General features: G+C 64.8%; 24 protein-coding genes and 1 pseudogene. 9 read left to right on the forward strand and 16 right to left on the reverse strand.

Annotated elements, in window-relative coordinates:
- Positions 1 to 247: 247 nt before the first annotated feature.
- Positions 248 to 1,249: an LLM class flavin-dependent oxidoreductase gene (locus SUTH_RS10755; RefSeq protein WP_041099170.1), complete on the reverse strand. Its 1,002-nt coding sequence runs from the start codon at positions 1,247 to 1,249 to the stop codon at positions 248 to 250.
- Between the two features lie 163 nt (positions 1,250 to 1,412).
- On the opposite strand from SUTH_RS10755, the gene SUTH_RS18500 reads away from it, so the two are divergent.
- A complete protein-coding gene (locus SUTH_RS18500) occupies positions 1,413 to 1,937 on the forward strand; it encodes a cyclic nucleotide-binding domain-containing protein (RefSeq protein ID WP_052473544.1) in 525 nt (174 codons plus the stop codon).
- A 77-nt stretch (positions 1,938 to 2,014) separates the two neighbouring features.
- Here SUTH_RS18500 and SUTH_RS10765 read toward each other — a convergent pair whose 3' ends face one another.
- The 6 genes from SUTH_RS10765 to SUTH_RS10790 all read right to left on the reverse strand — a co-directional run bounded on the left by SUTH_RS10765 (position 2,015) and on the right by SUTH_RS10790 (position 8,471).
- Positions 2,015 to 3,214, reverse strand: coding sequence for an ABC transporter permease (locus tag SUTH_RS10765; protein ID WP_041099172.1), 1,200 nt, complete (start codon positions 3,212 to 3,214; stop codon positions 2,015 to 2,017).
- A gap of 153 nt (positions 3,215 to 3,367) precedes the next feature.
- Entirely contained in the window at positions 3,368 to 4,576 is a 1,209-nt protein-coding gene (locus SUTH_RS10770; RefSeq protein ID WP_041099174.1) for an ABC transporter permease, read from the reverse strand.
- A gap of 9 nt (positions 4,577 to 4,585) precedes the next feature.
- A complete protein-coding gene (locus tag SUTH_RS10775; protein WP_041099177.1) occupies positions 4,586 to 5,290 on the reverse strand; it encodes an ABC transporter ATP-binding protein in 705 nt (234 codons plus the stop codon).
- Position 5,291: 1 nt separating this feature from the next.
- Entirely contained in the window at positions 5,292 to 6,458 is a 1,167-nt protein-coding gene (locus SUTH_RS10780; RefSeq protein ID WP_041099179.1) for an efflux RND transporter periplasmic adaptor subunit, read from the reverse strand.
- 52 nt (positions 6,459 to 6,510) lie between these two features.
- A complete protein-coding gene (locus SUTH_RS10785) occupies positions 6,511 to 7,368 on the reverse strand; it encodes a DUF4824 family protein (RefSeq protein WP_041099182.1) in 858 nt (285 codons plus the stop codon).
- Complete coding sequence (locus SUTH_RS10790) at positions 7,365 to 8,471, reverse strand: DUF2157 domain-containing protein (protein WP_041099184.1); 1,107 nt, start codon at positions 8,469 to 8,471, stop codon at positions 7,365 to 7,367. The genes SUTH_RS10785 and SUTH_RS10790 overlap by 4 nt, the downstream gene beginning before the upstream one ends.
- Before the next feature lie 67 nt (positions 8,472 to 8,538).
- Between SUTH_RS10790 and SUTH_RS10795 the strand changes: the two genes are divergently transcribed.
- The 4 genes from SUTH_RS10795 to SUTH_RS10810 are packed head-to-tail and all read left to right on the forward strand — an operon-like array spanning position 8,539 to position 11,423.
- Positions 8,539 to 8,886 (forward strand): ArsC family reductase, encoded by a 348-nt coding sequence (locus tag SUTH_RS10795; RefSeq protein ID WP_041099186.1) that lies wholly within the window; start codon positions 8,539 to 8,541, stop codon positions 8,884 to 8,886.
- A complete protein-coding gene (hslO, locus tag SUTH_RS10800) occupies positions 8,886 to 9,746 on the forward strand; it encodes an Hsp33 family molecular chaperone HslO (RefSeq protein ID WP_041099188.1) in 861 nt (286 codons plus the stop codon). Before SUTH_RS10795 ends, hslO begins: the two co-directional genes overlap by 1 nt.
- A complete protein-coding gene (locus SUTH_RS10805; RefSeq protein WP_041099190.1) occupies positions 9,743 to 10,489 on the forward strand; it encodes a fused MFS/spermidine synthase in 747 nt (248 codons plus the stop codon). The genes hslO and SUTH_RS10805 overlap by 4 nt, the downstream gene beginning before the upstream one ends.
- A gap of 7 nt (positions 10,490 to 10,496) precedes the next feature.
- Positions 10,497 to 11,423 (forward strand): DMT family transporter, encoded by a 927-nt coding sequence (locus tag SUTH_RS10810; RefSeq protein WP_041099192.1) that lies wholly within the window; start codon positions 10,497 to 10,499, stop codon positions 11,421 to 11,423.
- Positions 11,424 to 12,495: 1,072 nt separating this feature from the next.
- On the opposite strand, the pseudogene SUTH_RS10820 reads toward SUTH_RS10810, so the two are convergent.
- A pseudogene (locus tag SUTH_RS10820) lies at positions 12,496 to 12,915 on the reverse strand (transposase); the annotation flags it as partial.
- Positions 12,916 to 13,457: 542 nt separating this feature from the next.
- On the reverse strand, positions 13,458 to 13,754 hold the full coding sequence (locus tag SUTH_RS20070) for a hypothetical protein (RefSeq protein ID WP_231850993.1): 297 nt from the start codon (positions 13,752 to 13,754) through the stop codon (positions 13,458 to 13,460).
- On the opposite strand from SUTH_RS20070, the gene SUTH_RS20360 reads away from it, so the two are divergent.
- The 4 genes from SUTH_RS20360 (at position 13,698) to SUTH_RS10840 (ending at position 14,893) form a co-directional block, all read left to right on the forward strand.
- Positions 13,698 to 13,862 (forward strand): type II toxin-antitoxin system mRNA interferase toxin, RelE/StbE family, encoded by a 165-nt coding sequence (locus SUTH_RS20360; RefSeq protein WP_408054970.1) that lies wholly within the window; start codon positions 13,698 to 13,700, stop codon positions 13,860 to 13,862. The genes SUTH_RS20070 and SUTH_RS20360 overlap by 57 nt on opposite strands.
- 1 nt (position 13,863) lies before the next feature.
- Positions 13,864 to 14,124, forward strand: a complete 261-nt coding sequence (locus SUTH_RS10830) for a helix-turn-helix domain-containing protein (protein ID WP_041099198.1) — start codon at positions 13,864 to 13,866, stop codon at positions 14,122 to 14,124.
- A gap of 266 nt (positions 14,125 to 14,390) precedes the next feature.
- Entirely contained in the window at positions 14,391 to 14,633 is a 243-nt protein-coding gene (locus tag SUTH_RS10835; RefSeq protein ID WP_041099200.1) for a type II toxin-antitoxin system Phd/YefM family antitoxin, read from the forward strand.
- Positions 14,630 to 14,893: a Txe/YoeB family addiction module toxin gene (locus tag SUTH_RS10840; protein WP_041102207.1), complete on the forward strand. Its 264-nt coding sequence runs from the start codon at positions 14,630 to 14,632 to the stop codon at positions 14,891 to 14,893. The genes SUTH_RS10835 and SUTH_RS10840 overlap by 4 nt, the downstream gene beginning before the upstream one ends.
- Positions 14,894 to 14,997: 104 nt before the next feature.
- Here SUTH_RS10840 and nagZ read toward each other — a convergent pair whose 3' ends face one another.
- From nagZ to SUTH_RS10875, 7 genes are all read right to left on the reverse strand, one after another.
- Positions 14,998 to 16,002: a beta-N-acetylhexosaminidase gene (nagZ, locus tag SUTH_RS10845; RefSeq protein WP_041099201.1), complete on the reverse strand. Its 1,005-nt coding sequence runs from the start codon at positions 16,000 to 16,002 to the stop codon at positions 14,998 to 15,000.
- Positions 15,999 to 16,382, reverse strand: a complete 384-nt coding sequence (gene acpS, locus SUTH_RS10850; protein ID WP_331709751.1) for a holo-ACP synthase — start codon at positions 16,380 to 16,382, stop codon at positions 15,999 to 16,001. Before acpS ends, nagZ begins: the two co-directional genes overlap by 4 nt.
- Positions 16,373 to 17,122 carry a pyridoxine 5'-phosphate synthase gene (locus SUTH_RS10855; protein WP_041099205.1) on the reverse strand — a complete coding sequence of 250 codons (750 nt, stop codon included), beginning with the start codon at positions 17,120 to 17,122 and terminating at the stop codon, positions 16,373 to 16,375. Before SUTH_RS10855 ends, acpS begins: the two co-directional genes overlap by 10 nt.
- A gap of 166 nt (positions 17,123 to 17,288) precedes the next feature.
- Positions 17,289 to 18,005 carry a DNA repair protein RecO gene (gene recO / locus SUTH_RS10860; protein WP_041099207.1) on the reverse strand — a complete coding sequence of 239 codons (717 nt, stop codon included), beginning with the start codon at positions 18,003 to 18,005 and terminating at the stop codon, positions 17,289 to 17,291.
- 4 nt (positions 18,006 to 18,009) lie between these two features.
- Positions 18,010 to 18,897 (reverse strand): GTPase Era, encoded by an 888-nt coding sequence (era, locus tag SUTH_RS10865; RefSeq protein ID WP_041099209.1) that lies wholly within the window; start codon positions 18,895 to 18,897, stop codon positions 18,010 to 18,012.
- On the reverse strand, positions 18,894 to 19,562 hold the full coding sequence (gene rnc, locus SUTH_RS10870) for a ribonuclease III (RefSeq protein WP_041099211.1): 669 nt from the start codon (positions 19,560 to 19,562) through the stop codon (positions 18,894 to 18,896). Before rnc ends, era begins: the two co-directional genes overlap by 4 nt.
- The gene (locus SUTH_RS10875) at positions 19,559 to 19,921 is read right to left on the reverse strand and encodes a DUF4845 domain-containing protein (protein ID WP_041099213.1); all 363 of its coding nucleotides are present in this window, start codon (positions 19,919 to 19,921) and stop codon (positions 19,559 to 19,561) included. Before SUTH_RS10875 ends, rnc begins: the two co-directional genes overlap by 4 nt.
- Positions 19,922 to 19,928 lie beyond the last annotated feature (7 nt).

Genomic DNA, 19,928 nt, shown 5'->3' on the forward strand with positions numbered 1-19,928 from the left:
TAACTCTCATGGCAGCGAGTCCCACCTACTGATGATGAAACACGCGAAAAGCGAATTGAAGGCCCGCCCCTCCCATCCTCCCCTCACGGGGAGGCTTCTGATGATGCCCCTGCGGAGTGGGCTAAGCCCGCAAACGACGCGGGCCAAGCCACTCCGGATGATCAACTCGCTGCGCTCGGCTATCACCAGCCGCTCCGAACACGTTGTTTCACGTTAATCCTGCGCACGACCGGGCTCGCTGCGCGCTTCACAATCCGCACGCCGCCACCGCGATATCGAGCGAGCGCAGGCGCAGGTCGGGATCGAAGATGTCGCACACCAGGATCAGTTCATCGGCCAGCGTCGATTGCTGCAATTGCTCCAGCCCGGCGGCCACGGTTTGCGGCCCGCCGATCACCGCGGCGGCAAGGAACTCGCCGATCGCGGCGCGCTCCTGCGGATGCAGTTGCGCCATGAAGTTCTCCGCCGGCGGCGGCAGGCAGCGGCGATCGCCGTGCAGGATGCCGAGCACGCGCTGATACACGCTGGTGGCGAGGAATTCGGCTTCCTCGTCGCTGGGCGCCGCGATCAGCGGCACGCCGATCATCACGTAGGGCTGCGCCAGCGTCGCCGACGGACGAAACCGGCTGCGGTACAGATCGATCGCCTGATGCAGCAGGCGCGGCGCAAAATGCGAGGCGAAGGCGTAAGGCAGGCCGCGCTCCGCCGCCAGTTGGGCGGAAAACAGGCTGGACCCGAGCAACCAGATCGGCACCTGGGTACCGGCACCGGGCATCGCGATGACCTGCTGGCCAGCTTGCGGCTCACCCAGCAAGCGTTGCAGTTCCGCCACGTCGCGCGGGAAATCGTCCTCGGATTCGACCCGATCGCGGCGCAGTGCGCGCATGGTGATGCGGTCGGTACCCGGCGCGCGGCCGAGGCCGAGGTCGATGCGGTCCGGATACATCTCGGCCAGCGTGCCGAAGGCCTCGGCCACGACCAGCGGCGCATGGTTGGGCAGCATCACGCCGCCCGAGCCGACGCGCATGCGACGGGTGCCGCCGGCGATGTAGCCGACCAGCACCGCCGTGGCCGAGCTCGCGATGCCCGGCATGTTGTGGTGTTCCGCCAGCCAGTAGCGGGTGAAGCCGAGCCGTTCGACATGCTGCGCGGTGCGCAGCGCAATCGCCAGTGCATCCGCCACGGTGCCGCCCTCGCGGACGGCGACGAGGTCGAGCATGGACAACCGGGTATCGCGCAAAGTTTTCATGGACTCAATTATGCGGCCTGGACGGGCCGCGCAGGGGAGGCGCCCGACCCATCAGCTTTTCGCGTATTTCATCCTCCGCGGGTGGCACTGGGTATCATGCGCGTCCGCATCATGGAAACATCGACGACTCCGCCCCACCCGTTCATGGAAAGGCCGCAACACAGTGGAAACCGCCACCATTCTCAAGCTATTGGGCACCGTCAGGATTTTCAACGGCTTCGGCCCCGGCGATCTGGAGGACTTCCTCGCGCAGACCACCGGCAGCACCGCCGGGGAAGGCGCCGAGATCATTGCCGAGGGCGAACCGGGCCGGCACATGCACATCATCCTCTCCGGCAAGGTCGAGGTCTTTCGCAAGAGCGGCGGACGATCGGTATCACTGGTCAAACTCGGCCCCGGTGAAACCTTCGGCGAAATGTCGCTGGTACTCGACGCCAACGTCGGGCGCACCGCCTCGATCCGCGCGCTCGAACGCACCGCCACGCTGAAAATCGACCACGACAACCTGGCGCGCATCCCCGCTGTCGCCTCCAAGCTTTACCGCAACATTGCCCGCACGCTCGCCACGCGGCTCAAGCTCTCGACCGATCTCGTGGTCTTCCAGGTGCAATACGGCGCCTATGTGCCGCAATCGGCCACGCTGGGCAGGTCGCGGCGCAAGCCCGTCATCCCCGACACGGAAGACTGAGTAGCGCGATCACGGCAAGCGCCTCGCGACGCGCCGGCGTCGGTCGGCGCCGTATCGCCAGCGCCGACTTTTTTGCGTCACTCGGTGCGCAGCGCCTCCACCGGATCGAGCAGCGCCGCGCGCCGGGCGGGCAGCACGCCGGCGGCCAGGCCGATCGCCGCCGCCAGGGCTTCGGCCAGCAGCACGAAGGACAGCGGCGTATGCACCGGCAGGGCCGGGACGAAGAAACTGATCGTCTGCGCCAGGCCGACGCCGAGCAGCAGGCCGACCAGGCCGCCGATCGCGGCAAGCGCCACGGCCTCGCCGAGGAACAGGCCGAGGATGGTCTGCCGCCGCGCGCCGAGCGCCACCAGCAGGCCGATCTCGTTGGTGCGCTCGGTGACGGCGATGGTCATGATGGTGACGATGCCGACGCCGCCGACCAGCAGCGAGATGCCGCCCAGCGCGCCGACGGCCATGGTCAGCACGTCGAGGATGTTCGACAGCGTGCTCATCATTTCCTCCTGGCTGATGATGGTCACATCGTCGCGGCCGTGGCGGGCCTTGATCACCTCCCTGGCGGCGGCCACCACGCTTGCGGCGGGAACGCCCTCGGCCACGGCCAGATCGATTTCATTGAGGCCTTCGCGATTGAACAGTTCCAGCGCGCGGCCCGCCGGGATGAAGGCCGTGTCGTCGAGGTCGATGCCGAGGAACTGGCCCTTGGGCTCCATGACGCCGATCACACGGAACTGCAGGCCGCCGATGCGCACCCGCGCGCCCAGCGCGTTCTCGCCGCCGAACAATTCGTTCTTCAGCTTGGGGCCGAGCACCACCTGGGCGCGGGCACTACCGGCGTCCTCGTCGGGCAGGAACTGGCCGCTGCGCACCTTGCCCTTGAACACCACGAGCATTCCCGAACCGACGCCGTAGACCGAAACACGCCGCACGCGGCCGTTGCCATGGACCTCGGCATTGCCGAACACGCTGGGGGTGACGGCCACCACATTGGGCAGGCGCCGCAGCGTCTCTGCATCGTCCAGCGACAGCGGCCGCGCACTGCTGGGCAGGCCGATGGTCGCGCCGCCGGTCTTGGTGCGGCCGGGATGGACGCCGATCACATTGGTGCCGAACTGGGTGAACTCGGCCAGCACGTAGCGATGGATGCCCTCGCCGATCGACGTCAGCAGGATCACCGCGGCAATGCCGACCGCAATGCCGAGCAGCGTGAGGAAACTGCGCAGGCGCTGCGAACTGATGGCGCGGATGGCAAGGGCGAGGAAGTCGGTGAATACCATTCTCAAACCACTTTCCGCAGATTGCGCAGATTTCCGCAGATTTGCCGAAGATGAATATCTGGCGCAATCATTATTCGCGTTGGACGAAGCATGCTCAATGCACTTCCCAATCTGCGTCAATCTGCGCAATCTGCGGATAATCTGTTTTCATATTCAATGCTTCATCAGCGCCTGCACGGGGTCCAGCCGCGCCGCCCGTCGCGCCGGCATGATGCCGAACAGCAGGCCGGTGCCGAGCGCGGTGCCCAGCGCCGCAACGACCGCCCAATCCGGGGGATAGGCGGGAAACACCGGGTACATCTGGCGCAGGATGAAGGCGCCGAAGAGGCCGAGCCCGTAGCCGGTCAGCGCCCCGACCAGGGACAGCATCGCGGCCTCGGCCATGAAGGCATTGCGGATCGTCACGGCGCGCGCGCCGAGCGCCTTGAGCAGGCCGATCTCCGCGGTGCGCTGGGTTACCGCCACCAGCATCACGTTCATCACCAGGATGCCGGCCACCGCCAGGCTGATCGCGGCGATGCCCGCCACCGCGGCGGTCAGCGCGCGCAGCAGCTTGTCGAAGGTGGCCAGCACGGCGTCCTGCGTGATCACCGTGATGTCCTCCTCGCCATGGCGGGCCTTGAGTACGGCGGCCGCCTCGCGCTTTGCCGCCTCGATCTCGCCACGGCTGCGGGCTTCGATCAGGACGCGGAACAGGGTGTTGGTGTTGAACAGGCTCTGCGCCACGCTGACCGGGATGAAGACCACTTCGTCGGTGTTGAGGCCGCCCACCCCCTGGCCGGAGGCCTTCAGCACGCCGACGATGCGCAGGCGCCGGTCGCCGAGGCGGATCAATTCACCGACCGCCGGAGCGCCGCCGAAAATTTCTTCCTTGATCTTGGAGCCGATCACGGCCACCGGCGGGCCGCGGCTCCAATCGGATTCGGGCAGGAAATGCCCCTGGGCGATCTTGAAGCTGCGAATGTCGAAATAGGTCGAGGCGGTGCCGGCCACCACGACTTCCCGCAGCCGGCCGTTGGCGTTGATCTCCGAATTGCCCGCCGTCAGCGGCGCCACGCGCCGCACCGAGGGCAGCCGGGTCAGCGCGAACGCGTCGTCCACCGTCAGGTCGCGCGGCGTGGTGGTCAAGGCATTGGCCGGGCTGAAGCCGCCGGTCGCCGAGCGTCCCGGCAGGACGATGACAAGGTTGCTGCCCAGCGCCGAAAACTGCTCGACCACGTAGCGGCGCGCGCCGTCGCCCAGCGCCGTCAGCACCACCACGGCGGCGACGCCGATGGCCATGGCCAGGATCGACAGCAGGGTCCGCAGCGGATAACCCGCGGCGGCATCGCGGGCGAAGCGCAGGATGTCGGTGGTGCGCACGGAGTCGCCTCAGTTCTGTGCAGCGGCCAGTGACGGCCGCGCACTGTCGCTCTTCAACTCACCGTCTTCCATCATCAGTTGGCGCCGCGCGCGGCTGCCGATCTTCTGGTCGTGGGTGACGATGATCAGCGTCATGCCGCGCTCGTTGAGCGCTTCGAGCAAATGGATCACGTCGTCGCCGGTAGCGCGGTCGAGGTTGCCGGTCGGCTCGTCGGCCAGCAGCACGGCGGGCTGCATGATGGTGGCGCGGGCAATCGCGACGCGCTGCCGCTGGCCGCCGGAAAGCTGGTCGGGGCGATGGTCGGCGCGCTGGTCGAGGCCGAAATCCTTGAGCGCCTGCGCCACGCGCTGCGCCCGCTCCGCCGCCGGGATGCCGGCCAGCATCATAGGCAGGCCGATGTTCTCCGCGGCGGTGAGGCGCGGCACCAGGTGGAAGCTCTGGAACACGAAGCCGATGCGCCGGCTGCGCACGGCGGCCTGCTCGTCGGGCGTCAACGTGGTCACGTCGCGGCCTTCGAGATGATAGGAGCCGGCATCGGGCCGGTCGAGCAGGCCCAGCAGGTTGAGCAGCGTCGATTTGCCCGAACCCGACGGCCCCATGATGGCCACGTATTCGCCGGCCTCGACGCCGACATCGAGATGGGTCAGCGCATGCACCGTGCTGTCGCCGAGGTGGAAGACGCGCTCGATGCCGGCAAGTTCGATTACGGCCATGCTATTTCGATTTTTCGTCCGCCGCGGCCGCCGTGGCGCGGGCGCCGACTTTCACGCCCTCGCGCTCCAGCGAGGTGACGATGCGCTCGCCCTCGGCCAGGCCTTCGACGATTTCCGTGAACTCCCAGTTGGCGACGCCGGCCTTGACCTTGCGTTCCTCGAGCTTGCCGGTGTCGGCATTCAGGATCATCACCTTGCTGCCCTCGATCAACGCCGCCGTCGGTACCCGCAGTACGTTCTGGCGTCCGCCGAGCACGATCTCGACGTCGGCGCTGTAGCCGACCAGCAATTGTCCCTCTGCCGGCCGCTCGAAATCCACTTCGACATCGACCGTGCGCGCCTGCTTCTCCACGGCCAGCACATAGGGTGCCACGCGGCGCACCTTGCCGGCCAGCGGCTGCTTGGGCAGGGCGTCGAGCGTCACGCGCACCGGCAACCCGGCCTTGATCCGGGGCGCATCGACTTCATCCATCGGCGCCTTGACATAGAGACAGGCGTCGTCGATCAGGTCGATCGCCGGCGGCGTCGGCACGCCCGGCGGCGAAGGCGTCGAATACTCGCCGAGCTCGCCGACGATTTTCGCCACGATGCCGTCGAAGGGCGCATACAGCACCATGCGGCCCTGCTCCACCCGGGTCACGGCGACGCGCGCGGCGGCCTGGGCGACGTCGGCGCGCGCCGTTTCGCAGGCCGCGGCACGGGCATCGGCCTCGCTCTTCGCCGTATCCTCGCGGGCCTCGGAAACGAAGCCCTTGTTCTTCAGGGAGGTCTGGCGCTCGGCCTCGCGCCGGGAGCTGGCCGCGGTGGTGCACACCTCCTTGACCCGCTGCGTCGCCATCGTCCGCTGCGCCTCGGCCAGGGTCTGCTGCGCCTTCTGGTCGTCGTTCCACAGCTTCATCAGAAGCTGCCCCTTCTTCACCTTGTCGCCTTCCTTGACGCCGAGGTATTCGATGCGCCCGCCCATGATGGTGGATAGCTTGGTGCGCTGGCAGGCTTCGACCGTGCCGGCACGGGTATTCACGACCGTGGATTCGACATTGCCGCGATCGACGGACTTCATCACGACAAGCACCGGCTTGGCGCGGGTAAACCAGAAAAAGCCGCCGGCAACGATGGCGACGAGGATGAGTGCCGGCAGGACGCGGCGCAGCAGGATGGATGTATTCATGGCAAGCGATTATGCCGTGTTTGAACCCTCAGCGGCTCTGCGGGCGAACGGTTTACCGCGCCGCCAGCACCGACTCCAGCCAGGGTTCCAGACGCTGCCCGACGGCGATCACCGCTTCGAAATGCGGCGCGGGATCCTCCGCGGTGCGCTTGTGCTTGCGCAAGGCCGGCTCCAGCAGGGGCCGCAGGGCATGCGGCACGTTGATCTGCGTCACGGCCAGCGCGCTGACATAACCCGTCACCCGCGTCTGCCTTTCATGCGTCGCCAGACGCGGGCGCACCGTGCCCTTGAGGATCAGGTAGCGGCCGCGATCCGGATACTTCGCGCGCAAGGCGGCGCGATCGAGCCCGGCATCGATGGCGAACAAGCGGCTGTTGGCGCCCTCTTCCCGTTTCAACTGCTCCTGCGCGCGCCTGGCCTTTTCGGCAAACTCCTTGCTGCCGGCATTCGCCAGGCTCGCCGCCTCGTGCCGTGCCGCGTTTTGCCGCGCCCTTTCCAGTGCCTGCTGCCAGGCCGGGCCGGCGAGTTCCAGGACCAGCAGCACTTCGCGCGGCAACTGGCGCTCGAAGCGGCGGCGACCGAAAGCGCCTTCCGCCGGCAATGTCGTGTCGAAGCCCAGTGCCGCCATGCGGGCTGTATCGAGCCAGTCCGGCGTGCCGCCGCTGAAACCGTAGCCGCCGAACTCCCCGAACGCGGGATCGGCGACGCGCCAGTTCAGGCTCAAGGCCAGCCCGCTGTTCTCCTTGGCCGCGGCCCAGCCCCAGGGCATCGTCAGCTCGCGCTGGGAAAGCGTCAGCCGGCTCTCCGCCTCGCCGCCGCGGTTGAGATAGACACCGACGAGCGCCACGGCGTTGGCCAGCAGGATCAGCAGCGCACCGGCCGCCAGGATGTATCGCGGCGTCAACTTCATGACGCGAGCTCCCCTGCCGCGCGACCCATGTGACCCACGCGGCGCAGGCGCTTCAGTACCAGCAGGATCAGGATCGCGGCAAGGCCGAGCACCAGGAAGAACAGATACTTCGGCATGATGTCCCACCACCAGTCGAAGAACTTGGTGTACAGGAAGATGACGAAGAACGTGATGCCGGTGTTGACCGTGTCGGACCACTCCCGGCGCGCCCCGACCCAGATCGCCAGCGCGCTGGCGACAAAGCCGGCAAGCTCATAGCCGCCTTCGATGGCTTTGGCGTCAAATCCCTCGTAGCCGGCGAGGTAGCTGCCCCAGCCCCAATGGCCGAGCACCAGCATCGGCACCAGCAGGCAGAGCAGGCCGAAAATGCGGTACAGGGAAGCAAAGCCCGAAACGACGCGATGCCCGATCAGCGCCGGCACGGCGAACAGCAACGCCGCCACCGGAAAGAAATTCTCCGGCCGCTCGCCCGCATGCAGCCAGTAGATGCCGCCCCACTCGCCGACCCGCGCGGCGGTGAAGGCAATCACGCAGCAGATCCCCGCCGCCAGCAGCAGGCGCAGGTCGAAGGCGTAGGCCAGCAGGAAAGCCAGCGCCGCCCAGGGAATCAGCGCGCGATCGGTGGGCGTGATGTTGAATATCTGGCCGAGCATGGTGAGATCGAGCACGAAGCAGGCGAAGGCCACCATCGCCGCCAGCTTGGTGAAGTAGCCGGACGCATCGCGGGTCTGGATCAGGACCGTCAAGCCCAGGCTGGCCAGTGCCGCGCCCAGCAGGATCGCGACCTGGGCCGTCTCGTCGAAGTGCCCCCAGAACTGGTAGAAAAGAAAGAACACGCTCGCCGCCAGCGCCAGCGCGCCGAGGAAGGATGCCACCCGCATGCCCAGCGAAAGTTGTCTGGCCTGGGCATCGCGATCGATGTCGAAGCGGCCGGCAAATCCGGACAGCAAGGCGGCGTGATGTTCGCGCACCGCCTGCCGTTGGGCGGGATCGAGCTGCAGCACGCCTTCGCTTTCCAGCCGGGCCAGTTCCGCCCGGAAGATTCCGATCTGGTCGGCACGCTGCTGCGCCTCGCTGCGCAGGGGGGCGTCGGGGGTAGTCATGGCGGTCGATTATGCCCCGTTTGTTATGATTCGGCTCTCCCCCACGATTCGCGCCACACGCATTGCAATGATAAAAATATTCGGCATCAAGAACTGCGACACCATGAAGAAGGCCTTCAACTGGTGCGACGCCAACGGCATCAGCTACGAATTCCACGACTACAAGAAACAGGGCGTGCCGCGCGACGAATTGCTCAAGTGGTGCCGCAGCCTGGGCTGGCAGGCGCTGATGAACACCAAAGGCCCCACCTGGCGCAAGCTGACGCCCGAGCAGCAGGCCATCACCACCCAGGGCCAGGCCGTGGCGCTGATGATGGAACATTCCAGCGTGATCCGCCGCCCGGTGACGGAAAACGACGCGGGACAACTCCTCGTCGGTTTCGATCCGACCACCTTCGACAGCTTCGTCCGCTGATGGACGCGGTGCATCGCTTCCTGCTGGAAGACCTCGACATCCGCGGCGCGCTGGTGCAGCTCGGCCCCTCCTGGGCCGCCATGACCAGCCGCCGCAACTACGCCGCGCCGGTGCGCGAGCTGCTCGGCGAGCTGGCCGCCGTCACCGCGCTGATCGGCAGCAACCTCAAGTCCCCCGGCCGCCTGAGCTTCCAGCTGCAGGGCCACGGCCCGGTGTCGATGCTGGTCATGGACTGCAACGAAAAGCTGCAACTGCGCGGCATGGCCAAGAGCGAACTGGCGGCCGAAGCCGTAATCAATGTCGGCAGCATCGGCGACCTGCTCGGCGACGGCCAGCTGGTGCTGACGCTGCACCCGAAGAGCGTGCAGACGCCCTATCAAAGCGTGGTGCCGCTGACCGGCGGAACGCTGACCAAAATGTTCGAACACTACCTCGAACAATCCGAACAGCAGCCGGCCCGCCTGTGGCTGGCGGCCACGCCCGACACCGCCTGCGGCCTGTTCCTGCAAAAGCTGCCGGATGCCGACCTGCGCGATCCGGACGGCTGGAACCGCATCGAACAGCTCGCCGCGACGGTGCGCCCCGAAGAGCTCGCCCTGCCGCCGGAAGCCCTGCTGACGCGGCTGTTCGGCGAGGAAAAGGTCCGCCTCTTCGAGCCGCGGCACGCATCGTGGCATTGCCCGCGCGACGAGGAAAAGGTGCGCAACATGCTGCTCTCGATGGGCCGCGAAGAACTCGAAGCCATGCTCGGCGACGCCGAAGTCATTGCCATCGAGGACGAGATCTGCGGCCACGAATACCGCTTCGGCGCCGAAATCGTCGACGAACTGTTCCCGCCCGACGGCCGGCTGCTCCATTGAGCATCGACATCAGCGAGGAAGCGGGCGTCCGCTACCTGCATTTCGGTTCGAGCTGGGTCCAGGGGGCAATGCGCATCGCGCGGCCCTTTGCGCTGGAACTCGACTACACCCGCGAGATGATGACGCCGCTGCTGCTGCATGACGCCGACTGGCCGCGCACGGTTTTGCAGATCGGCCTGGGCGCCGCATCGGTAACCAAATTCCTCTACCGCCACCGGCCGCAGGCGAAGCTGACGGTGATCGAGATCGATCCGCGCGTCGAAGCCGCCGCCCGACAGTTCTTCAAGCTGCCCGACGACCCGGCGCGCATCGACATCCGCCATGGCGACGGCGCCGACTTCATGATCGAATCGAAGCAGTGCTACGACCTGATTATGGTCGACGGCTTCGACGCCGACGCCCGCACCGGCCGGCTCGACACCCTGCCCTTCTACCTCGACTGCCGCGCCCGCCTGGCCGACGACGGCATGCTGTGCGTGAACCTGCTCTCGCGGCGCAAGGATTTCGCCAAGAGCGTGGCCCGCCTCGAAGAAGCCTTCGACGGCCGCGCCATCGCCTTTTCCTCCTGCGACAGCGGCAATGCCATCGCGCTGGGCACAATCGCCGCCTCGCCAGCGCCGACCTTTGTGGAGCTGAAAGCCGCGGCCAAAGCGCTGAAGCAGGAAACCGGCCTCAACCTGCTGCCGACGATCAGCCGGCTCTCAAGAACGCGCCACCTGGCCGGCGGCGTGCTCCAGCTGTGAGCCGGTCATGACGCAGGCGCACAAAGACCACCGCCGCGGCACGATCTACATGCTGCTGGTGATCGCCATCTGGGGCGGCTTCCTGCCGGTCGGCAAATCGGCGCTGCAGGCCGTCGACCCCTACTGGCTGACGGCGATGCGCTTCTCCGCCGCGGCGCTGGTTTTCCTCGGCCTGCTCTGGGTGCGCGAAGGCGCGGCAGCCCTGCGCACCGAAGGCCAGCTGTGGAAGATCGCCCTGTTCGGCAGCCTCGGCTTCGCCGGCTTCGGCGTCTGCCTGTTCGAAGGCCTCAAGCTGACGCGCCCAGAAATCAGCGGCATGATCCTCGCGCTGGGCCCGATCCAGGTCGCGCTGTTCCAGTGGTGGCGCACCCACCGCCGGCCCGACAACTTCACCCTCGGCGCCATCGCCCTGGCGCTGGTCGGCGAGCTGTTCGTCATCACCGCGGGCGACGTCACGCGTCTGGTCGGCGGCGACGCGCTGGGCAACGGCCTGGTCTTCCTCGCCTCGCTGTTCTGGACCGCCTACACCCTGGGCGGCCAGCAGTTCCCCGGCTGGTCGCCGGTGCGCTACAGCGCGCTCTCCTGCGCGCTCGGCCTGCTCGGCATCGCGGCCGCGCTGGGCATCGCCACGCTGGCCGGCCACAGCCAGCCGCCGAGCGCCGCAAAGATGATCGCGGTCTGGCCGCAGCTCAGCTTCATCGTCTTCTGCGTCTCGGTGTTCGGCATCCTGTTCTGGAACATGGGCGTCGCCAAGCTCGGCCCGCTCTCCGCAGGCCTCTTCGCCAACTTCACTCCGGTCATCACCTACCTGATCGCCATCGCCCAGGGCCGCCGCCCGGAAACGCTCGAACTGATGGGCGCCGCCATCGTGCTGATCGCCCTGATCGCCAACAACCGGCACCAGCGCGGCAAGGTCGGCCAGATCGCCACCTAAGCCGCGGCGCTGCTGCGCCGATTGCTTGTTGGCAAGCGTGGCGCCGGAAAGTTATGCGAAGCGGTATCCCCTTGTGGGACAGCGCTGATGAGACGGCGATCAATCACAACGAAACCCAGGCTATGCCGTTGTTGTCGTGCCTGCAACAACCGGGAGTGGACGCCGGTTTGCCGATTGCGTATCCTGAATGGGAATTTCAGTGGATTGACTCTCGGAACCCGCCAAATAAATTATCCGACAGAATGACTCGCGTTCATCAAGAAATTTCGTTAAAAAACAATCAGTCCGCATGGCTCGCCAGAATATGCGACTGTCGCATATTCTGTTTACTTGCCGTTTCGTCGGCGATATCACGTTAGACCTCACCAATGCATAAGTTGATCTGCGCGCTACTATTGCTCGCAACCGGCGCCGCAACTGTGAGTGCCGAAACGAGGACCCCGATAGTTCAACGCGCTCTCGCAGATGTTGGTTTTACGATAGCGAACCAACGCTGTGGCACCGACGCTCGCAAGGCGACCGCCAAAGTACGGAATCGGTTTGACGAAAACGTGATTGATGAGCGTGTGACTATCCGCTGCCCTGGAGTCAAGTTGGTGGTCTATCGAGCTTTCGCCTATTCGCCGCCTCACGAAATACTTGAGTCAATGGTCGTGACAAAGGCCCACCCACTTCTTCCACGTGCTATCTCGCCGGGTGCTGCGCGTCGAACCGTCCTAGCCTACGCAGGAGAACCGATGGAAAGACATCAGAGCGCACTTGTGTACTTGTTGAACGACGAGGGCCCAGATCAGCACACTGCCACCCTGCGTTTCGCGAGGGACAAACTCGTGTCCCTCACATGGGCATGGAGTTTCGAGTGAGGTCTAACATTGCGGTGCAGGGGACGCTGCGCGATGAAGCCGCGCATCGCCCCTGACCTTAAACGTTGAAGCTGTAGAAAAACCCCAAATTCATCGGCAAAAGTCTCCGCGAATGGCGCGATCCGCATCGCGCCATTCGTCATTTCACCGTCGGAGTTCTCGAGTCGCCGTCCCGCCAGCGCCGACTCTCTGGTCAGCCCTTCCCTGGCCTACTGCCCATATCCGTGATGCGCCAGCTTCTCGATGTTGTGCACCAGACAGAAGAGCTTCCACTGCGTATCCACCTTCTTCTGCCCGCGCACCGTGAAGCGATCCAGCCCCTTGTTGTGTCGGAGGTTGGCAAACACCGGTTCCACGGTGGCGAAGCGCCCGCCATAGAGCCGCCGGCCTCGTTCGGAGTCGATCGCCCGCTTCATGCGATCGCTGTAGCTCAGCGTGGTGCCGGGCGCCTTGCCATGGAAGAAGCTGACCTGCCGGGTCTTCGTCACGTCGGGCTTCCGCAGGCACTTGTCGCGCAGGGCGCAGGGTCCGCAATCCCGCAGCGCGCCCTGGAACTTCACCGCCAGGTGGCCATTGTGATTGCAGTTTGATCCGTTCTGGTAAAGCAGCTTCCCCGCCGGACAAACGCAGGTACCTGTCCAAGCTGCAAGGCTAGTCTCGATGACGACTACCTCAGTCACCTCGACTTTACCTGCCCTAGTTGTCACGTCGAACTTAAGTCAAACGGTCCGTTTCTCGTGGCCATCGCCCTGTTCGGCTCACTACCTCTAACAATCTGGCTGTACTCGCTGATACCCGAGTCAATTCCAATGATCGTTGGCTTGTTGCCGCTTGAGCTATTTGTACTGCTTGTGTTTGCGGTGCCAATACTTCGCTTTCTACGTGCCACTCCTGCACCATGAGAAGCCTGCTCAATTTACGTCGTCGCCTCTTGGGCAACTCTTGGCCATTTGCTAGCCCCTCTTGCGCTAGTTTTGGTAGTGGCCGTCGCCTTCCACATGGCACCAATACGCCCCGAGCTATAGCGGTCATTTGACTTCCTGACGATCCGCGATGTCATGCGCGAATTCTTCGTAATGCTATCGAGGCATCAAACAGGTCGCAAATCGCCGTCCCGCCAGCGCCGACTCTTGTCGAAAACCGGGGAGCGGCCAGAGGCTTGACCACACTGTCATTCCATTTGGTTCACCGCAGAATGCGGACATGAAAAGAGTTTTTCTACAGCTTCGTTATGCGTCGCCGGACAGTCGTCGCCCTTGACATACCATTTGTGGTATATACATAATGCGGCATGTGGCACATTGAAGAGCACCGTCGCGTCGACAAACAGCTTTCTGGCTCCGTACCCGTGGAGGTTTTGAAACGTTACGAGAAATGGAAAGACATTGCCAGGCTTTCCGGGCCGCAGGGGTTGCGAGCCATCAAGGGGTTTCACGACGAAGCACTGGCTGGTGAGTGGAAGGGTCATCGTTCCTCTCGGCTTGGGCTTCAGTGGCGAGTGATTTACCGAGCTGTCGCCAACGTGTTGCAGATTCAAGTTGTCCATGTCACCGCCCACGATTACAGGAGGCCATGAAATGAAAGAGTTTCGTCCCGCGAAAAAGCGAGTTGAGGTCTCGGTGGGAGAGTCTGTCCGTATCCTGCGCGAACTCCAAGAACTGAGCCAAAGCCAACTGTCCGAACTCACGGGCATTCCGCAAGCCACCATCTCCGCCATTGAAAATGGTCGAGTAAATCTGGGGGTTGAGCGTGCGAAGGTATTTGCCCGTGCTCTCAAGTGCCATCCCGCCGTACTTGTATTCCCTGGCTGGGAGGTTCCGATTGAGCGCGCCGCATAACCTTGGTCAACACGGACGCTGCGCGAATTCTTGCTATCGAGGCATCAAACAAATCGCAAATCGCCGTCCCGACAGCGCCGACTCTTGTCGAAAACCGGGGAGCGGCCAGAGGCTTGACCACACTGCCATTCCATTTGGTTCACCGCAGAATGCAGACATGACAAGAGTTTTTCTACAGCTTCGCTGGGGCTCTTCAAGCGCTCGCATAGACGATTGACAGACGTACGAATAAGCGTACTATTCGGGCTTCTTTGAAGGAGCACGAAATGAACACGCTTACCGCCAGCGAAGCTCGCGCAAACCTGTACAGACTCATTGATCAAACAGCCGAGTCTCATGAGCCAATCACCATTTCCGGAAAACGCAGCAATGCCGTGCTGCTATCCGCAGAAGATTGGAGCGCAATTCAGGAAACCTTGTACCTACTGGCCGTGCCTGGCATGCGCGAGTCCATCAAAGCTGGCATGGCCGAGCCCCTCGCAAAAAGTTCGAAGGTGCTTAAGTGGTGAATTGGGAAGTTGTTTATGCCAAGCAAGCAATGAAGGACGCAAAGAAGCTTGCTGCATGTGGTCTTAAACAAAAGGCACAAGAACTGCTCGCGATTCTTGCCGACGACCCATTTCGAAATCCACCACCCTTCGAAAAGTTGGTCGGCGATCTTGCTGGCGCGTACTCTCGCCGCATCAATATTCAGCACCGCATTGTGTACGAGGTCTTTGCCAAAGAGAAAACGGTTCGTGTCCTGCGTATGTGGACTCACTATGAGTAAGCAGAGGCCCAATCCATCCGTCAACACGGTCGCGAAGCTAAAGGGATCAGTAGCAATTCGACGCCAAGCGCCGTACCGCCGGCGCCGACTCGTACAACCCGACCTCAGGCGGTGAGGCTCTCCACCGCTGCCCTGCCCGCCGCGTAGCGCGCGGCATCCTGCTGCCAGCGGCCGCCCGGCACAAGCCGCGCCAGCCGCGCCGAGCGAACCGGATCGGGCGTCGGCTTCCAGTTAGCCAGCACCTGGGCCACGGCATCCGGCGCGTTGCAGATCAGCAGCATGTCGCAGCCCGCGGCCCATGCGGCTTCCGCGCGCTGCACCATGTCGCCGGCAAAGCTGGCGCCTTCCATCGACAGATCGTCGCTGAAGATCACGCCGTCGAAGCCGAATTCCTTGCGCAACTTTTGCAGCCACACCGGCGAGAAACCGGCGGGCCGGCTGTCGACCCGCGGGTAGATGACGTGGGCCGGCATCACGCCGTCGAGCCGGAGGTGGCGATAGGGTTCGAGGTCGGGCGCCATTTCGGCGAGGCTGCGTTCGTCGACCGGAATCGCCAGGTGCGAATCGGCCGCGACCCAGCCGTGGCCGGGAAAATGCTTGCCGCAACAGCCCATGCCGGCGGCAGCGAGGCCGTCGATCAGGGCGCCGGCCAGTTCGGCGACGGCCGCCGGATCGCGGTGGAAGGCGCGATCGCCGATGACGCCGCTGGGGCCCCAGTCGAGGTCGAGCACCGGGGTGAAGGACAGATCGACGCCGCAGGCGCGCAGCTCGGCGGCCAGCAGGTAGCCGATGTCAGCGGCGGCCTTGCGTGCGGCGGCGGCGTCGCGATCCCACAGATCGCCGAGGCGACGCATCGCGGGGACATGGGTGAAGCCTTCGCGGCAGCGCTGCACGCGCCCGCCTTCGTGGTCGATGGTGATGGGCAATGCGGGCGCACGCAGGGCGTGGATGGCGGCGCACAGCGCGGTGAGCTGTTGCGTGTCGCGGTAGTTGCGCTTGAACAGGATCACGCCGCCGACCAGCGGATGCGCGAGGCGTTCGCGGTCGAGATCGGACAGTTCAAGTCCGGCGACATCGATCATCAGCGGGCCGAGGGGAAGTGTGTTCATGGCTTTTCCAGGATGACGAAGGCGACGGCGTAGTCCTGCTCGTCGCTGATGGAAAGATGGGCGGTCAGCCCGCGTTCTGCAAGATGCGCGGCGAGCGCCGGCCCGAAGGAAAAGCCGGGCTTGCCCAGATCATCGTGGCTGACGGCAATCTCGGGCAACAACAGAGGGGCGCGCACGCCGGTGCCGAAGGCCTTGCCCAGCGCCTCCTTCGCGGCGAAGCGCTTGGCCAGGAAGCGCGCCGGATCGAGGCTGCCACGGCAGGCCTCGCGCTCTTCCGGCGCCAGCATTTTCTCCAGCCCGCGCTCGCCATGGCGCTGCCAGTAGTCGGCCATGCGCGCGACGGCGACGATGTCGGTGCCGATGCCGAAAATCACTGGCACTGCGCTTCGCGCATCAGGCGCTTCATTTCGGCGACGGCGTCGCGCATGCCGACGAAGATGGCGCGGCTGACGATGGCGTGGCCGATGTGCAATTCGCGGATGCCGGGCAAGGCCGCCACCGGCTGCACGTTGAAGTAGTTGAGCGCGTGGCCGGCATTGAAGCGCATGCCGGCGGCGCGGATCGCCGCGCCGGCGATGCGGATCTTGTCCAGTTCGGCAAGCACCGAGGGGCTTTCGGCATCGCGGCCGCGGCTGTAGAAGGCGTGGGCATAAGGCCCGGTGTGGATTTCGCAGACACGCACACCGATGCGGGCGGCGGCCTCGACCTGCGGCAGTTCGGCGTCGATGAAGACGCTGGTGACGATGCCCTCGTGGGCCAGCCGCGCCACCACCTCGCGCAGGCGCGCTTCCTGGCCGGCGACGTCGAGCCCGCCTTCGGTGGTGATCTCGTGTCGGCCTTCGGGTACCAGCATGGCCATCTCGGGCTTGAGCTGGCAGGCGATGCCGACCATCTCGTCGGTGGCGGCCATTTCGAGATTGAGCTTGATGTGGGTCAGCTCGCGCAGCCGGCGCACGTCGCGGTCCTGGATGTGGCGGCGATCTTCGCGCAGATGCACGGTGATGCCGTCGGCCCCGCCCAGGTGCGCCTCGACGGCCGCCCAGACCGGATCGGGTTCGTGACCCTTGCGCGCCTCGCGTACCGTCGCCACGTGGTCGATGTTTACGCCGAGTTCGATCATCCTAAACACCTCGATTCAGTCCGCAGATTTCGCAGATTACGCAGATAAAACAAACAAGTGTGCAGCACTCGCGCGCCACCCGGCAGGTGGCACAACCTGACCGGGCAACTTCCTGATTCATCTGCGCGAATCGGCGAAATCTGCGGATCAAATTTGTCTTTTGGGGTCATAGTTCCTGTAACTCCATGAAAACCCGCCGCGATTGCAGCGGTTTGCCGCCCATGTGATGGGCGATCAACTGCCGCATCAGGTGCCTGCTTTCAACCCGCGTGCGCGGATTCGAATAATCGTCGGCCGCCATGTCGAGCAGGGTCTGCCCGCATACTACCGCCGTCTCGCCGGCGCCGACTGTCAACACCGGGCCGCGCTCGATCAGGTAGTGGTATTCCCGGTCCGGAACCACCGGCTGCCCGGATTCGACATCGGTCTCCAGCGTCAGTCCGTAGCCGAGTTCCTTCAGCAGGGTTTTTTCGAAGCGGCGCAGTTCCGGGGCGTCGGCGCCGCCCGCCGCCAAAGCGCGCAAGGCGGCGGCATAGGCATCGAACAGCGCGCCGTGGGCGTCTTCGCGCGGCAGCATTTTCAGCAGCAGTTCGTTGAGGTAGTAGCCGAGCAGCAGGCAGCGCCCGCCCAGCAACGGCATGCCGCCCAGCCATTCTGCCTTGGCCAGGGTCTTGACCTCGCCGCCGCCGAACCAGCCGAGTTCCAGCGGCTGGAAGGACATCAGCATGCCACGCATGGCCGAACGCGGCCGCCTTGCGCCGCGCGCCAGCAGCGGCACGCGACCGTGGTCGCGGGTGAACACATCGACCACGAGGCTGGTCTCGCTGTAGGGATGCAGATGCAGGACATAGGCCGACTGGCCGTCGACGCGCTTGCTGCTCACGACGTCAGTCGTAACCCAATGACTTCAGCGCCCGCTCGTCGTCGGCCCAGCCGCCCTTGACCTTGACCCAGGTCTCGAGCCAGACCTTGCCGCCGAACAGGGTTTCCATTTCCTTGCGGGCGTCGGTCGAAATTCGCTTCAGCCGTTCGCCGGCCTTGCCGATGACGATGGAACGATGGCCGTCCCGGTCGACGATCACGGCGGCATGGATGCGGCGCAGGTCGCCCTCCTGCTCGAACTTCTCGATTTCCACGGCGATGCCGTAGGGCAGCTCCTCGCCCAGGTTGCGGAACAGCTTTTCGCGCAATATCTCGGAGGCCATGAAGCGCTCGGAACGATCGGTGATGTCGTCGGCCTCGAACACCGGCGGCGATACCGGCAGGTAGCGGGCGACGGCGGCCAGCAGCGCATCGGTGCCGAGCCCCTTCTCCGCCGAGAGCGGCACGATTTCGGCAAAGTCATGCAAGCCCGACACCTTGGCGATGAAGGGCAATACTTCGGCCTTGTCGGCCAGCCGGTCGATCTTGTTGATCACCAGCACCACGGGTTTGTCCGCCGGCAGCATTTTGGCGATTTCGGTTTCGCCATTGCCCCAGCGGCCCGCTTCGACCACCAGCAGGATCACGTCGACGTCGGCGAAGGTGGAGGTCACGCTGCGGTTCATCAGCCGGTTGAGCGCATTCTTGTGCGTCATCTGGAAGCCCGGCGTATCGACGAAGATGAATTGGGCGTCGTCCGTGGTCAGCACGCCGTGGATGCGGTGGCGCGTGGTCTGGGCCTTCTTCGAGGTGATGCTGACCTTGGCGCCGACCAGGCGATTGGTCAGCGTCGACTTGCCGACGTTGGGGCGGCCGATGACCGCCAGATAGCCGGTACGGAATTCGGAATTCATGGCTTGATCCCGGCGATGGCCCGCTGCGCCGCCTGTTGTTCGGCAATGCGCCGGCTGCTGCCGGTGCCGGTGGTGCGGATATCCAGATCGGGAATCACGCATTCGACCTCGAACTCCTGGACATGCGCCTCGCCGTGCGTCGCCAGCAGGCCGTAGCGCGGCAGGGGCAGACGCCGGCCCTGCAGGATCTCCTGCAGGGCGGTTTTCGGGTCCTTGCCGGCAGCGTCGGGATTGATGCGGGCCACGACCGGCTTGTACAGAAGGTCGATGACCTTGCGCGCGGCCTCGAAGCCGGCGTCGACATAAATTGCGCCGATGATGGCTTCCACCGCATCGGCAAGGATCGAAGGGCGCCGGGAGCCGCCGCTCTTCAGCTCCCCTTCGCCCAACTGGAGGAAGTCGCCGAGATGCAGATCCCTGGCAATCTCCGCGAGGGTTTCCTGCCTCACCAGGCTTGCCCGCAGCCGCGAAAGCTCGCCTTCCTTCAGATCGTCGAAATGCTGGAACAGGTAGCCGGCGACGGCGCAGTTGAGTATCGCGTCGCCGAGAAATTCGAGGCGTTCGTTGTGCGGAGAACCGAAGCTGCGATGGGTGAGCGCTTGGCGCAGCAACTCCGGCCGGCCGAAGCCGTGCCCCAGGGCTGCCTCCAGACGCTGCGGCTTCATTGCTGGGCGCTGCTGCTGCCCTCGAAATCGAAGACCAGGCTGACATTACTGAACAGCGGTACCTTGCTTTCGTACTTGAACGATATCACCAGTTCGCCACCTTCCTTGGTGATCTCTAGATCTTCCGGCTTGACGCTCTTGACGTCATCCATGTCGGCACGCCGGCCAAAGGCGGCACGCACCTGGGTCACCGTGGCCGTCTTGAGGCTGGCATCGCCCGCGGTGCCCTTGACTGCCTTGACGAGGTTGCCGTATTCGATCCAGGGCGGTATGGCTTTCATCGCCAGCAGGGCTACCAGGGCCAGGGCCGCGCCACCGAGCAAGAGAGTGTTCAGACTGATGCCACGCTGATATTTCATGGTACCC

Origin of the sequence: Sulfuritalea hydrogenivorans sk43H (assembly GCF_000828635.1) — a bacterium.
GTDB lineage: Bacteria > Pseudomonadota > Gammaproteobacteria > Burkholderiales > Rhodocyclaceae > Sulfuritalea > Sulfuritalea hydrogenivorans.

What these genes read in the sequence shown, in the direction of transcription:
- SUTH_RS10755 (WP_041099170.1), bottom strand. Translation starts at nt 1,249, where the DNA reads ATGAAAACTTTGCGCGATACCCGGTTGTCCATGCTCGACCTCGTCGCC.
- SUTH_RS10765 (WP_041099172.1), bottom strand. Translation starts at nt 3,214, where the DNA reads ATGGTATTCACCGACTTCCTCGCCCTTGCCATCCGCGCCATCAGTTCG.
- SUTH_RS10775 (WP_041099177.1), bottom strand. Translation starts at nt 5,290, where the DNA reads ATGGCCGTAATCGAACTTGCCGGCATCGAGCGCGTCTTCCACCTCGGC.
- SUTH_RS10780 (WP_041099179.1), bottom strand. Translation starts at nt 6,458, where the DNA reads ATGAATACATCCATCCTGCTGCGCCGCGTCCTGCCGGCACTCATCCTC.
- SUTH_RS10785 (WP_041099182.1), bottom strand. Translation starts at nt 7,368, where the DNA reads ATGAAGTTGACGCCGCGATACATCCTGGCGGCCGGTGCGCTGCTGATC.
- SUTH_RS10790 (WP_041099184.1), bottom strand. Translation starts at nt 8,471, where the DNA reads ATGACTACCCCCGACGCCCCCCTGCGCAGCGAGGCGCAGCAGCGTGCC.
- SUTH_RS10795 (WP_041099186.1), top strand. Translation starts at nt 8,539, where the DNA reads ATGATAAAAATATTCGGCATCAAGAACTGCGACACCATGAAGAAGGCC.
- hslO (WP_041099188.1), top strand. Translation starts at nt 8,886, where the DNA reads ATGGACGCGGTGCATCGCTTCCTGCTGGAAGACCTCGACATCCGCGGC.
- SUTH_RS10810 (WP_041099192.1), top strand. Translation starts at nt 10,497, where the DNA reads ATGACGCAGGCGCACAAAGACCACCGCCGCGGCACGATCTACATGCTG.
- SUTH_RS20070 (WP_231850993.1), bottom strand. Translation starts at nt 13,754, where the DNA reads ATGACCCTTCCACTCACCAGCCAGTGCTTCGTCGTGAAACCCCTTGAT.
- SUTH_RS10830 (WP_041099198.1), top strand. Translation starts at nt 13,864, where the DNA reads ATGAAAGAGTTTCGTCCCGCGAAAAAGCGAGTTGAGGTCTCGGTGGGA.
- SUTH_RS10835 (WP_041099200.1), top strand. Translation starts at nt 14,391, where the DNA reads ATGAACACGCTTACCGCCAGCGAAGCTCGCGCAAACCTGTACAGACTC.
- nagZ (WP_041099201.1), bottom strand. Translation starts at nt 16,002, where the DNA reads ATGAACACACTTCCCCTCGGCCCGCTGATGATCGATGTCGCCGGACTT.
- SUTH_RS10855 (WP_041099205.1), bottom strand. Translation starts at nt 17,122, where the DNA reads ATGATCGAACTCGGCGTAAACATCGACCACGTGGCGACGGTACGCGAG.
- era (WP_041099209.1), bottom strand. Translation starts at nt 18,897, where the DNA reads ATGAATTCCGAATTCCGTACCGGCTATCTGGCGGTCATCGGCCGCCCC.
- rnc (WP_041099211.1), bottom strand. Translation starts at nt 19,562, where the DNA reads ATGAAGCCGCAGCGTCTGGAGGCAGCCCTGGGGCACGGCTTCGGCCGG.
- SUTH_RS10875 (WP_041099213.1), bottom strand. Translation starts at nt 19,921, where the DNA reads ATGAAATATCAGCGTGGCATCAGTCTGAACACTCTCTTGCTCGGTGGC.